The organism is Pseudomonas migulae NBRC 103157, assembly GCF_002091715.1.
GTDB lineage: Bacteria > Pseudomonadota > Gammaproteobacteria > Pseudomonadales > Pseudomonadaceae > Aquipseudomonas > Aquipseudomonas migulae_A.
In genome coordinates this window covers 22,073-36,142 of sequence record NZ_BDAG01000007.1, presented here as the reverse complement: position 1 = coordinate 36,142, position 14,070 = coordinate 22,073, and the positions used below count along the sequence as shown (strand labels likewise).

The window sequence follows — 14,070 nt, the reverse complement described above, 5'->3', positions numbered from 1 at the left end:
GATGCACCCAAGCTGCAAGCACCTTATTGAATGTTCCCGTCTTTTAGAGGAGCGCGACTCATGACCGTGATCAAGCAAGACGACCTGATTCAGAGCGTTGCCGACGCCCTGCAATTCATTTCCTATTACCACCCCGTTGATTTCATCCAGGCGATGCACGAAGCCTACCTGCGCGAAGAATCGCCAGCGGCTCGTGACTCGATGGCGCAAATCCTGATCAACTCGCGCATGTGCGCCACCGGCCACCGCCCGATCTGCCAGGACACCGGCATCGTCACCGTGTTCGTGCGCGTGGGCATGGACGTGCGTTGGGATGGCGCCACCATGGGCCTGGACGACATGATCAACGAAGGCGTGCGCCGGGCTTACAACCTGCCGGAAAACGTCCTGCGTGCCTCGATCCTCGCCGACCCGGCGGGCGCTCGCAAAAACACCAAGGACAACACCCCGGCCGTTATCCACTACTCCATCGTTCCGGGTAACACCGTGGAAGTGGACGTGGCGGCCAAGGGCGGCGGTTCCGAGAACAAGTCGAAAATGGCCATGCTCAACCCGTCCGACTCGATCGTCGACTGGGTGCTGAAGACCGTTCCGGAAATGGGCGCCGGCTGGTGCCCACCGGGCATGCTGGGCATCGGCATCGGCGGCACCGCCGAGAAAGCCGCTGTCATGGCCAAGGAAGTGTTGATGGAATCCATCGACATTCATGAGCTGAAAAAGCGCGGCCCGTCCAACCGTATCGAAGAAATGCGCCTGGAGCTGTTCGAGAAGGTCAACCAACTGGGCATCGGCGCTCAGGGCCTGGGTGGCCTGACCACCGTGCTCGACGTGAAGATCATGGATTACCCGACCCACGCCGCTTCGTTGCCGGTGTGCATGATCCCGAACTGCGCCGCCACCCGTCACGCGCACTTCGTATTGGATGGCTCCGGCCCGGCGACCCTGGAAGCGCCACCGCTGGACGCTTACCCGGAAATCGTCTGGGAAGCCGGCCCGTCGGCCCGTCGCGTCAACCTCGACACCCTGACCCCGGAAGACGTGCAGAGCTGGAAGCCGGGCGAAACCGTCCTGCTCAACGGCAAGATGCTCACCGGTCGCGACGCCGCGCACAAGCGCATGGTCGAGATGCTGAACAAGGGCGAAACCCTGCCGGTAGACCTCAAGGGTCGCTTCATCTACTACGTTGGCCCGGTTGATCCGGTGCGCGAAGAAGTGGTGGGCCCTGCCGGTCCGACCACCGCCACGCGGATGGACAAGTTCACCCGTCAGATCCTCGAGCAAACCGGCCTGCTGGGCATGATCGGCAAATCCGAACGCGGCCCGACCGCGATCGACGCGATCAAGGACCACAAGGCCGTTTACCTGATGGCGGTTGGCGGCGCGGCTTACCTGGTGGCGCAAGCGATCAAGAAATCCCGCGTAGTGGCTTTCGCCGAACTGGGCATGGAAGCGATCTACGAGTTCGACGTGAAAGACATGCCGGTCACCGTTGCCGTCGATAGCAAGGGTGAATCGGTGCATATCACCGGTCCTGCGATCTGGCAGAAAAAGATCAGTGAGAGTCTGGCGGTGGAAGTGCAGTAAGCTGCATTGAAACGCCATTAAAGAAACCGGGCTGTCGACGCTGACATCCCGGTTTTTTTTCGCCTGGAGAAAAACCGGTTTTTTTCACGTTCAATCCGGCGGACCTGTCAGATGTGACAGGTCACAGCCGCTACATCCCCTGATAAGTTGATTGCACTTGTGCATCCTTGTCAGGTGGAAACAGAAATGGCCACGGAAGAACAAAAAGGCACTATCAATATTTCGGCCCCCGCCCAACCCAAAATTGGCGGCGCCATTGCAAGCTTTGGCGGTTTTGGGGCAGTGGGTACGACCGGCTCAGCGTCGCAGACAGTGCCCTTGCCGATTTCCAGTGCACCGAATCGTGGTCTGGTGCCGGCGCTTTCGCTCAGTTACAGCAGTCATGTGGGCAACAGCCTGTTTGGCATCGGCTGGCATTTGACCATCAACGCCATCACCGTGCGCACCAGCAAGGGCGTTCCGCTTTACGACAAGCGCAAGGATCTGGTCGTCGGCCCCGACGGTGAGACCTGGATGCCGGAGCTCGACGCTAACGGCGAGATTGTCGAAAGACCCGTCACCCTCGGCACATCAAACTATCGAGCGATTCGCTATCAGCCACGGATCGAGGGCGGCTTCGCCAAAATCGAACGGTTGTCGAGTGACGACGACGCCGCGGGTTTCTGGCTGATTCATAGCGCTGACGGCAGCATTCAGGTGTATGGCAAGACCCTGGCTTCGCGCCGGGCCGAACCCAGGGACGACAAAAAACCACTTGAACCTGAACGCGTCGGCGTCTGGCTTCTGGATGAAATCGTCACTTCTCGTGGTGAGCACATCGTCAATGAATACAAGGCCGAGACGGAAGCACCGCTCGCGCCGAATTTTCTCGACTATCGTGCCCAGCGCTATCTGCACCGGGTGCTCTATGGCAATGCAGTGGCGCAATCGACGTTGTACTCCTTGGACCCCGATGGGTGGAAAAATGTGCATTTCCACTTTCATCTGCTGTTCGACTACGGCGAACGCAGTCACGACCTGACGCAAACACCGGCCTACGGCCCGCCTTACTTGCAGGACGGCGATCAATACGGTGAATGGCTCGAGCGCAGCGATACTTTCTGGAATCACGATTACGGGTTTCCACTGGGCACTCGCCGCCTGTGCCGACAGGTATTGATGTTTCACCATTTCACCGCCGAGCTGGGTGCCTCGCCGGTGCTGGTTCAACGCCTGCTGCTGGAGCACCGCCAGACCTCCCTGGATTACAACCATCTGACCGCCGCTCACCTCCAGGCTTACGACAGCAAAGGCAAGGTCGAGAGCCGTCCGCCGATGGAGTTCAATTACGCGCCCTTCGATCTTGAAAAAGATGATCAGCCAGGGTGGAAGGAATTTCCGCAAATGCCGGGTCTCAACGATGGCCAGCGCTACCAGTTGGTGGATTTGTATGGCAAAGGCATGCCAGGCATTTTATGTCGCCACGACAAGGCGTGGTACTACCGCGAACCCTCGCGGGCCCGCAGCGGCGGCGATGATGTGCGGTACGGTGAACTGAAAGAACTGCCATACACTCCGGCAGCCGACAGCAGCAAATCGATCCGCCAGACCCTCGGTGACCTGAACGGCGATGGCAGGCTGGAATTGGGGTGGCACGCGCCGACCATCAATGGCTGCTTCACGATGCACCCCAATCGCGAGTGGTCGACTTTCGTGCCATACAAGGCCTTCCCGTTGGAGTACTTCCATCCTCAGGCACAAATGGCCGACCTGATAGGCGACGGTCGCACTCATGTCGCGATGATTGGCAGCAACAGCGTGCGTCTGTACACCAACCTGGGCGATGACAATGGTTTCAGCGCAGGCCGTGACGTACCTCATGACGAAAGCGACACCCTACCCTTGCCAAGCAGTGCAGAAACCGAAGTGGTGGGTTTCAGCGATGTGATGGGCAGTAGCAAACAGCACCTGTTCCGTATCCGCCACAACAGCCTGGAATGCTGGCCCAACCTCGGCCATGGGCGCTTTGGCAACAGAATCGTGCTCACCGCGCCGACGTTTCCTTACGAATCCTTCAGTGCTTCTCAAGTCTTGCTGGCGGACCTGGATGGTTCGGGCGCAACTGACCTGATCTACCTGGAATCCGATCGATTCCTGGTGTACATGAACCACTGCGGCAAAGGTTTCGCCACCGATCCCATTGTTCTGCCCTGGCCCGAAGGCATGCGCTACGACCGGTTGTGTCAGGTCACCACGGCGGACCTGCTCGGACTGGGTTGCACCAGCCTGATTTTCACCAAACCCCACATGTCCCCCCGGCACTGGCGCTATGACTTCGTCAAAGCCAAGCCGTACCTGGTCAATCGCAGCAACAACAACATGGGCACGCTGAGCCTCATCGACTACCGCAGTTCGGCGCAGGAGTTTCTGGATGAGGAATACGAACAGCACCTGGTCGATCCAGACAAGGTCGTTGAATCCGGCGTGCCGTTCGCGATGCACGTGGTCAAACGCCAGACCCAGATCGATGAAATCACTGGCAACAAACTGACCCAACTCATGAGCTACCGCCAGGGTTACTACGACCCAATCGAACGAGAGCTCCGCGGCTTTGGCCTGCTACTGCAGACCGACACCGAAGCCACCGAATCGGAGCGTGCGAGCCTCGGGTTCACGGCACCGATATTGAGCAAGACCTGGTTTCACAATGGCAGGTCCGTGGATCAGCCAACTATCGGCTGTTACAGCGGCGACGACCAGGCCGTGGCATTGCAACCCACCCGGCTCGAACGGTTTCACTTGCGCGACAAAGCCGCAGAGCCGCTGGAGCCGGACGAGCAAACCGCCCGGGAAATCGCACGTGCGCTCAGCGGCTCGACGTTGCGCACCGAAGTGTTCGATTTTGACAATCCCGTGGTGCCTTATGCGGTGACAGACCATCGCTTCCAGGTACGACTGCTGCGCGCAAAAGGCGAGCATTACCCTTATGCCGTGTTGCAACCCATGGCGCTGGAATCCAGAAGCTGTCAGTACGAACCGGAAATGCCGGACGACCCGCGTTGCGAACACACCCTCAATCTCAAATGGGACGAATTCGGCGCTCCGCTGCATGCTTGCGTCATCCATTACGCGCGACGCGAAACCGACGGCGCTCCGCCCTTTGACGATGAACATGAACAACGATATTGGGAGGACGCCCAAGATGATGCCCAGCAGTGCTGGTATGTGACCGAGTCGAAAGCCGAATACAACCATGTGTACGACGAAACGACCTGGAAACCGGGGACGTCCTTTCGACTGGGGCTGCCGTATCGGGAACGCAGTAATGCACTGGTGCTGGAAAAGACGAAGCTGAGTATCAAGGAAATCCACCATAAGAACGTTCTCGAGTGGAGCGAGGACGGTGGTGAATGGTCAAAACTATCGGTGCTCGCCGGGATGTCCATGCAGTTCTACATTGATCCCGCTACCAATCAGGTCATGGAAAAGGGCACGGCAACCGTGCATGCGCTGCCAGGCTACGTGGAAATCGCCGAACTGGATGCCAAGGCCTTGAGCGCTTACGACAAGCTCAAGGATGAAAATGGCGACATGCCCTTCGATCTCCACGACAAGCTTGTATCCGTGGGTTACCACAAGATGGATTGGTTCCTGCCCGACGTTTCATCGCCCGTCGACAAGAATCCTCCCGACGCGAAGGACTACCTGTGGTCCGTGCACCGTGGTTTTGCGCACTATCTTGGGCTGGAAGGTTTCTACAACGTCGATTACTTCCAGCAGACCCAAAGCCACGGCATCACCAAAGTCACCTATGACGCTCACTGGTGCCTGCACACGGCCATCGAACTGCCGGACCGTTGCATCACCCAAACCCTGAACACCGATTACTGCACGTTTCTGCCTGCCGCCATCCAGGACCCTAATCAGAATACCCAGGAAGCCTGCTACAACGCCTTCGGCGAAGTGCTGGTCACCAGTTTTTATGGCACCGAACTGGGTTTGAAGGTCGGCTTCGATTCGCTGAAAGACTATGCACGCCCTGACGACCGCAGCCCGGGCCATGCGATTAAGAATGCCGATGACGCCATCGGCAATTACGCCATGGCCATGTTCAGCGATGCTTTCAGCTGGATGGGTCGGGTCCCGGAAGCCGAACCTCCGACAGCAGAATGGCTGACCTGGGCCAGGGCAGAAGGCTTTGTGTTACCCAGTGGCCACCTCTGTGACCGAGCCCGGCAGCACCTGCTGGAACTCCAAGACCCGAACCAGAACGAAAAGCTTCTTCAGCGATACATCGAGGAGGCTCATCGACAGCCGGTTCACGTCGCGATCTTCCAGGCGGACCGTTATCCAGGCGATCCCGACGTGAAGATCCGTATCGTCATCACCCACCAGGATGGCTTCGCTCGAGTCTTGCAGACCAAGCAGGAAGTCGAGCCCGGCAAGGCCTGGGTGGTGAATGACGACGGCACGTTGAAACTGAAGGACGATGGCACCCCGGAGGAAGCCGAGGCCACGCGGCGCTGGCGAGTCAGCGAACCGGTCGAATACAACAACAAGGGCGAGAAGGTGCGAATCTACAGGCCGTACTTCGCTGACTGGTGGGGATACATCAACGATCAGTCGATGCGCGTTCACGCCTTTCACGACCAGCAACTCTACGATGCTGCCGGCCGGCCGACGCACACCATCCTTGCGAAAAAAATGCCGCAAGGCCCCAACTCGGAACTCCTGCCGTTGCGTCGGGAACAGCGCTACCGTTGCTGGTACACCATCAAGTTCGATGAAAACGATCTATTTAATCAGCCGCCCTCCCCGACAACGCGCAATGGCTGGACGCTGCATTGATCTCAGGCGTTCATTCGCAGACTCCGCACGTTGGCGTCATCGACAACCGTGGCCTGTCAGTCCGTCAGGTCGCGTACTGGCGGCGGGACGCTGCTGAACTCAGTCCCGTTGCGCTGGTAACGGCTCAGCAACATGACGTCGCCGGCCGCCTGGTGGCGCAACGGGATCCGCGCTTCCTCGCGCCGGGGTCCCGTCCGAACGTGGCCATGGTTTACAGCTTGTCTGGCGCTGCGTTGTGCACTGAAAGTCGCGACGCCGGATGGCGCCTGGGGTTACCCGACGGGACCGGGCAAATGCGCGAGCACTGGGATGGCCGAGGCAGCCATTGGCAGAATGAGTACGACGTCCAGCAACGGCTGACCGCAGTTCATGAACACATGCAGGGCTCGACCGTACGTACCGTTGAACGCCTGACCTACGCCGACAACACGGACGAATTCGCCGAGCGCAATCAGTGTGGGCAGCTGATCCGCCACGATGATCGAGCCGGTGTTGTCTGGCTCGACCAGCAGGCGCTCGGCGGCGGCGTCATCCGCCAACGCCAGCGATTTTTACCGGATCAGGCTGAAGTCCTTCCCCACTGGCCCGTGGTCGAAGCCGAACGCGACGCGCTGCTGCAACCCGGCGCGGACTACATCACCGCGAGCCGTTTCGGACCGTTGGGGCAAGTACTTGAGCAAACCGATGCCGGTGGTCATCGACAACACTTCTACCTTGATCGCGCCGGGCAACTGCAACGCATTGACCTGATCCTCGCCTCTCAAGGCCTGAAACCGCTGTTGAAAGCGGCGAGCTACAACGCCGAAGGCCAGTTGCTGACGCAGGTGACCGGCAACGACGTCACCAGCAGCGCGACCTACGAGGCGGCGAGCGGCCGGTTGAAACGTTTGACCGCTACCACCCTGGAAAGTGTTCGCCTGCAGGATCTGCGCTATGAGTACGACCCGGTCGGCAACATCCTGCGACTACTGGACCACACCCAACCCGTCACGTTTTTCGCCAACCAGCGTGTAGAGGCAGCAAACACTTTTTCCTACGACAGCCTTTACCAACTCATCTGCGCCACAGGTCGTGAGACCGCCAATGCCGGTCAGAACCCCGGTTTGCCGGAACTCATCATTCCCGGTCCCATCGACCCTGACCGGCTACTCAACTACACCGAGCATTACGAGTACGACGCGGTCGGCAACCGCACCCGGTTGCGCCATGTCAGCGATAAAAACCCGTTCAGGCAACAGCTGCGCGTCGATCCGCAGAGCAACCGCGCCTTGCCCTGGAACGAGGGTGATGACGAGCCGGATTATCGGCGCGATTTCGATGCAAACGGCAATCTGCAACGGCTGGTTCCCGGTGCTCGACCGATGACTTGGGATGCGCTGAATCAGCTACAAAGCGTGACCACGGTTCGCCGCCCGACAGCCGTCGATGATGCTGAGTGGTATCGCTACGATGCTGGCGGTGAACGGGTGGTTAAATTCAGTACCCAGCAGGCCCGTGCCGTAGCTCATCGACGTGTCGTTCATTACCTTCCGGAGCTGGAAGTGCGTACAACCGATGACGATGAAGAGTTGCAGGTCATCTGCGTTGCATTGGCTCGAGGCAGCGTGCGGTGCCTGCATTGGGTCAAGGGCAAACCCGTTGATATCGACGCTGATCAACTGCGATACAGCGTCGACGATCATGTGGGGTCTTGCAGTCTGGAACTGGATAAAGACGCGGGTGTGATCAGTCATGAAGGCTATTACCCATTTGGCGGTACAGCCTGGTGGGCGGCCCGTTCGCGTGTCGATGCCGATTACAAGACCGTTCGGTATTCGGGTAAAGAGCGGGATGCTTGTGGGCTTTATTACTATGGGTTTCGGTATTACGCGCCGTGGTTGGGGCGGTGGGTGAGTCCGGATCCGGCCGGCTCGATTGACGGCCTGAATTTTTATCGGTTTTGTGGAAACAACCCGATCTGCAGGATCGATCCTGATGGGCGTATGTGGCAGCCGTACGATGATGAATTTCTGGATGAGTTTGTAATCGTCGAACCGGATCTGAGGGCTGCGTTTGGCCTGCCGCCGATCGTACAGTCTGCTTCAGAACAAGACGATGATGAGTCAATGGACTACCAGGATTCACCCACCGCGTCACTGGGTAGTAACTCGCCAGAGGAAGCCGCTCCAGAGTCTCCAGGCTCCCCGGAAAGCACGGCTCCGGAGACGGCGGAGCAACATACCGTTCTTGACATACTGAACAACGGCACCGACCCCGATCAGCAGCCTTACCGTTTAAACAATAGAAACTTGCTGGTCAGAGATGATTTTGGCGGAAAGGTCTATCGGGTGAGCCGGCGCCCACCCAATGAAATAGAACTGAATGGGTTCAACCCCTCGCATGACTTCACTGCAATTCCAAACATGCTCGAAAAACTCAGTCGCGAACATGACCAGGAGGCGTTGATTGTGTCAGAGGCTCTTGAAGGTGTGATGTTCTATGCAATACAAGGAGGCGGTGATTACTATTTTTATGAACTTGATGCTACCGGTGTGAGCGGAGTTTCCTTACTTGAAAACCTGGTTTTGAATAATCAGGGAATGCTCGAACACCTTGGTCAAACCACAGACGTCAGTCCATCCAATCAAACCGGATTGGCCAACGGTATGCATGAGGCGCATTTAAACTACGATGAATTGATGAATCATGCGGTACCCATTCGTTCGCTTGGACTGCTTAGCAATGAAATGGCACATTTTCGAAACACTTTGAACCGCTAACTCATCATTGATCAAATGCAGCAGCTCAACTTGCGATGACTGCTCGTTCAAGACAGCCCACATGCTATCTTGCGCGTCCTATCACCAGTCCGACTCGCGCTCCATGATTCCGATTTCCCGAACCCTGCGCCTGACGCTCTACACCTTCATCATCCTCGCCGGCGCGGCCCTCGCAGCCACCCTGGCCATGCGTCACGCCGAGCGTCAGGCCCTGGTGGAAGACGCTGCCCGCGCCAATCAGCAACTGGGTTTGTATGCCACCTCCCTGCACACCCTGATCGAACGCTACCGTGCCCTGCCCGCCGTGTTGGCGCTGGACCCGGAGTTGCGTTCAGCGCTCAAAGGTTCGGTGAGCCCCGAGCAACAGGATGCGTTGAATCGCAAACTGGAAAAAATCAACGGCGCTGCCGAGTCCTCGACCCTGGAACTGCTCGATCACACCGGCCTCGCCGTGGCGGCGAGCAACTGGCGTTTGCCCAGCAGCTACGTCGGCCACAACTACGGTTTCCGCCCCTACTTCAGCCAGACCCGCACCCAGGGCACCGGGCGCTTTTATGCAGTGGGCGTGACCAGCGGGATTCCCGGTTACTTCCTGTCCAGCGCCGTGACCGATGACGATGGCCGGTTTCTCGGGGCGATGGTGGTGAAGCTCGAGTTTCCGGAACTGGAACGCGAATGGCGTCAGGGCAGCGATACGCTGCTGGTCAGCGATGCACGCGGAATCATCTTTATCGCCAATCAGCCGGGCTGGCGCTATCGCCAATTGAAACCGCTGAGCGACAGCGATCACGCCGAGCTCAAGGCCACCCGCCAATACGACAAGCAACCCCTGACGCTGCTGGATTATCAATCGCTGCGCCGCTTCGACGACAACAGTGAGCTGGCGCGGGTCGATGGCCCGGACGGCAAAACGGATTACCTGTGGGAATCCCTGCCGCTGACCACCGAAGACTGGACGCTGCACCTGCTGCGCCGCCCGCAGGTGGCGTTCGAAGACAGCCGCAACGCCGCACTCGCCGCCGCCGGGCTGTGGCTGACGCTGGTGTTCCTGCTGCTGTTCCTCAACCAGCGCTGGCGTCTGGCGAAAATGCGCCAGCGCAGTCGAGAGGAACTCGAACAACTGGTGGAAGAGCGCACTCGCGATTTACGCACGGCGCAGGACGGTCTGGTGCAATCGGCCAAACTCGCGGCCCTCGGCCAGATGTCGGCGGCCCTGGCTCATGAAATCAATCAACCGTTGACCGCCCAGCGCATGCAGCTCGCGACCCTGCGCCTGCTGCTCGATCACGGCCGGGTCGATGACGCCTACAAGGCACTGAAACCGGTGGACGACATGCTGACGCGCATGGCCGCCCTCACCGGCCACCTGAAAACCTTCGCCCGCAAAAGCCCCAGCGGCTTGCGTGAACGCCTGGACCTGGCGGCGGTGGTGGACCAATCGCTTGAGCTGCTCGACACTCGCCTGCGCGATGAACAGGTCAGCACGGTGCTGCACCTGACGCGCCCGGCGTGGGTGCGCGGCGATGCGATTCGTCTGGAACAGGTGCTGATCAATCTGCTGCGCAATGCGCTGGACGCGATGCAGGACAAACCCTGCAAACGCCTGGAAATCCGCCTCGAAGCCGACGAACAACTGTGGCGCCTGAGCGTCATCGACAACGGCAGTGGCATCGCCGAAGAAAACCTGTCGAAGGTGTTCGACCCGTTTTTCACCACCAAACCGGTGGGCGATGGCCTGGGCATCGGTCTGGCCGTATCCTTTGCCATCGTTCACGAATCGGGCGGACGCCTGAGCGCCGATAATCACGACAACGGCGCGGTGTTCACACTCACCCTGCCCATCGACCCGGAGGCGCCTGACGCATGCTGAATTCAGTGATGGTGGTCGACGACGAAAGCAGCATCCGCAGCGCCGTCGAACAATGGCTGAGCCTGTCGGGTTTCGAGGTGCAACTGTTCAGCCGCGCCGATGAATGCCTGGCGCAACTGCCAGCGCATTACCCCGGCGTGATCCTCAGCGACGTGCGCATGCCCGGCATGACCGGGCTGGAACTGCTGGCCGAAGTGCAGCGCCGCGATGCCGACTTGCCGGTGATTCTGCTGACCGGCCATGGCGACGTGCCGATGGCCGTCGATGCCATGCGCGATGGCGCTTACGATTTCCTCGAAAAACCCTTTAGCCCGGAAACCCTGCTGGGCAGCCTGCGCCGTGCGCTGGACAAGCGCCGGTTGGTGCTGGAAAACCGCGCCTTGCACGAACAGGCCGACAACCGCGCCAAACTCGATGCCACGTTGCTGGGTGTGTCCCGTGGTTTGCAGACGCTGCGTCGGCAAGTGCTGGACCTGGCGGCGTTACCGGTCAACGTGTTGATCCGTGGTGAAACAGGCAGCGGCAAGGAGCTGGTTGCCCGTTGCCTGCACGACTTCGGGCCGCGTGCCGGCAAGCCGTTTGTCGCGCTCAACTGTGCGGCGATTCCTGAGCAATTGTTCGAGGCCGAGCTGTTCGGTCACGAGAGCGGCGCGTTCACCGGCGCTCAGGGCAAACGCATCGGCAAGCTCGAATACGCCGATGGCGGCACGCTGTTTCTCGATGAAATCGAAAGCATGCCGCTGGCCCAGCAGGTGAAATTGCTGAGGGTGTTGCAGGAGCAGAAGCTGGAGCGGCTGGGTTCCAACCAGAGCATTCGTGTGGACTTGCGGATCATCGCTGCGACCAAACCCGATCTGCTGGATGAGGCGCGGGCCGGGCGGTTTCGCGAGGATCTGGCCTATCGGCTGAACGTCGCCGAGTTGCGCTTGCCGCCGTTGCGTGAGCGCCGCGAAGACATTCCGCTGTTGTTCGAGTCGTTTGCGCACAGCGCAGCCGAACGATTGGGGCGCACATTCCCGCCGCTGAGCGGCCCGCAGTTGAGCCATTTGCTGAGCCACGACTGGCCGGGCAATGTGCGCGAACTGGCGAACGTGGCCGAGCGGCAGGTGTTGGGGCTGGGTGAGCCCGCACTCGCAGGCGTCGACCCGGGGCAATCGCTGGCGGCGCAGCAGGAAGCGTTTGAAGCGCATTGCCTGCGCGCGGCGCTGACCCGGCACAAGGGCGATGTGAAGGCGGTGCTTGAAGAGCTGCAACTGCCGCGTCGGACCTTTAATGAAAAGATGCAGCGGCATGGGCTGACGCGGGAAATGTTTTTGTAGTGTCTGGACGGGCCCCTTCGCGGGCAAGCCCGCTCCCACAGGGTTCGGCGTCGTACGTAATCTTGTGTACGACACTGACCACGGTGGGAGCGGGCTTGCCCGCGAAGAGGCCCGTACCAACAAGACAAATCCACAGGTCCGATCAGCGACTTTCCGCTCACGATCGCGCTTCAATCAGCGGATTTCCGCTCACTCAAACCTCTAAACCCCTCTAAACCGGCCCTCCTCCCCTTGGCACAGCTCCTGCTATAGCCCACGCAGGCTGCGTTTCAACGCGCTCCACAAAAACAATTAAACGAAGGATCCTTCAATGGATAACTCCAACGCCCTGCCCCTTGGGTCGGCTGCCGTGCCGGCTAAAGAAAGAACCACCGCCAGTCGCATCAAATCGATTTTCAGCGGCTCGGTCGGCAACATGGTCGAGTGGTACGACTGGTACGTCTACGCCGCCTTCTCCCTGTACTTCGCCAAAGCGTTTTTCCCCAAAGGCGACACCACCGCACAACTGCTGAACACCGCTGCGATCTTCGCCGTGGGCTTCCTGATGCGCCCGATCGGTGGCTGGCTGATGGGCCTCTACGCCGACAAGGCCGGTCGCAAACGCGCGTTGATGGCCTCGGTGTACCTGATGTGCTTCGGCTCGCTGCTGATCGCCTTGAGCCCGGGTTATGAAACCATCGGCATCGGCGCGCCGATCCTGCTGGTGTTCGCCCGCCTGCTGCAGGGCCTGTCGGTCGGCGGCGAGTACGGCACCTCGGCGACTTACCTCAGCGAGATGGCGACCAAGGAACGTCGCGGTTTCTATTCCAGCTTCCAGTACGTGACCCTGATTTCCGGCCAGCTCATAGCCTTGGCCGTGCTGATCGTGTTGCAACAAGTGCTGACCACCGAAGAGCTGTACGCCTGGGGCTGGCGCATCCCGTTCGCCATCGGCGCGCTGTGTGCCGTAGTCGCGCTCTACCTGCGTCGTGGCATGGAAGAAACCGAGTCGTTCACCAAGAAAGAGAAGGCCAAGGAAAGCGCGATGCGCACCTTGATGCGCCATCCCAAGGAACTGATGACCGTGGTTGGCCTGACCATGGGCGGCACCCTGGCGTTCTACACCTACACCACGTACATGCAGAAATACCTGGTGAACACCGTCGGCATGAGCATCTCCGACTCCACCACTATTTCCGCTGCCACGCTGTTCCTGTTCATGTGCCTGCAACCGATCATCGGCGGGCTGTCGGACAAGGTCGGTCGTCGGCCGATCCTGATTGCCTTCGGCATCCTCGGCACGCTGTTCACCGTGCCGATCCTCACCACCTTGCACACCATCCAGTCTTGGTGGGGTGCGTTCTTCCTGATCATGGCGGCGCTGATCATCGTCAGCGGTTACACCTCGATCAACGCGGTGGTGAAAGCCGAGCTGTTCCCGACCGAAATCCGTGCGCTGGGCGTTGGCCTGCCGTATGCGCTGACCGTGTCGATCTTCGGCGGCACCGCTGAATACATCGCGCTGTGGTTCAAGAGCATCGGCATGGAAACCGGTTACTACTGGTATGTCACCGCGTGCATTGCCGTGTCGTTGCTGGTGTACATCACCATGAAAGACACCCGCAAGCATTCGCGGATCGAGACGGACTGATTCGGCTCGCGCAATAAAAACAGGGGCAGACCTTCGCAGGTCTGCCCCTTTTTCATTGAAGAAACACAACCCCCTGTAGGA

The 14,070-nt window shown here is 59.5% G+C and carries 6 protein-coding genes; all 6 read left to right on the top strand.

Annotated features, from left to right (window positions below; all coding sequences use genetic code 11):
* The first annotated feature begins 60 nt into the window (after positions 1 to 60).
* The 6 genes from PMI01S_RS07535 to PMI01S_RS07510 all read left to right on the top strand — a co-directional run bounded on the left by PMI01S_RS07535 (position 61) and on the right by PMI01S_RS07510 (position 13,989).
* A complete protein-coding gene (locus PMI01S_RS07535; protein WP_084318891.1) occupies positions 61 to 1,584 on the top strand; it encodes a fumarate hydratase in 1,524 nt (507 codons plus the stop codon).
* Positions 1,585 to 1,770: 186 nt separating this feature from the next.
* Positions 1,771 to 6,411, top strand: coding sequence for a SpvB/TcaC N-terminal domain-containing protein (locus PMI01S_RS07530; RefSeq protein ID WP_084318888.1), 4,641 nt, complete (start codon positions 1,771 to 1,773; stop codon positions 6,409 to 6,411).
* 293 nt (positions 6,412 to 6,704) lie between these two features.
* On the top strand, positions 6,705 to 9,170 hold the full coding sequence (locus PMI01S_RS07525) for an RHS repeat domain-containing protein (RefSeq protein ID WP_235864443.1): 2,466 nt from the start codon (positions 6,705 to 6,707) through the stop codon (positions 9,168 to 9,170).
* Positions 9,171 to 9,273: 103 nt separating this feature from the next.
* Complete coding sequence (locus PMI01S_RS07520) at positions 9,274 to 11,040, top strand: sensor histidine kinase (protein WP_084318886.1); 1,767 nt, start codon at positions 9,274 to 9,276, stop codon at positions 11,038 to 11,040.
* Complete coding sequence (gene mifR / locus PMI01S_RS07515) at positions 11,034 to 12,359, top strand: two-component system response regulator MifR (protein WP_084318884.1); 1,326 nt, start codon at positions 11,034 to 11,036, stop codon at positions 12,357 to 12,359. The genes PMI01S_RS07520 and mifR overlap by 7 nt, the downstream gene beginning before the upstream one ends.
* Positions 12,360 to 12,669: 310 nt before the next feature.
* Positions 12,670 to 13,989, top strand: a complete 1,320-nt coding sequence (locus PMI01S_RS07510; RefSeq protein WP_084318883.1) for an MFS transporter — start codon at positions 12,670 to 12,672, stop codon at positions 13,987 to 13,989.
* Positions 13,990 to 14,070: the final 81 nt, after the last annotated feature.

Excerpts from the sequence above, each read along its gene's own strand:
- PMI01S_RS07535 (WP_084318891.1), top strand. The coding sequence starts at position 61 with ATGACCGTGATCAAGCAAGACGACCTGATTCAGAGCGTTGCCGACGCC.
- PMI01S_RS07530 (WP_084318888.1), top strand. The coding sequence starts at position 1,771 with ATGGCCACGGAAGAACAAAAAGGCACTATCAATATTTCGGCCCCCGCC.
- PMI01S_RS07525 (WP_235864443.1), top strand. The coding sequence starts at position 6,705 with ATGCGCGAGCACTGGGATGGCCGAGGCAGCCATTGGCAGAATGAGTAC.
- PMI01S_RS07520 (WP_084318886.1), top strand. The coding sequence starts at position 9,274 with ATGATTCCGATTTCCCGAACCCTGCGCCTGACGCTCTACACCTTCATC.
- mifR (WP_084318884.1), top strand. The coding sequence starts at position 11,034 with ATGCTGAATTCAGTGATGGTGGTCGACGACGAAAGCAGCATCCGCAGC.
- PMI01S_RS07510 (WP_084318883.1), top strand. The coding sequence starts at position 12,670 with ATGGATAACTCCAACGCCCTGCCCCTTGGGTCGGCTGCCGTGCCGGCT.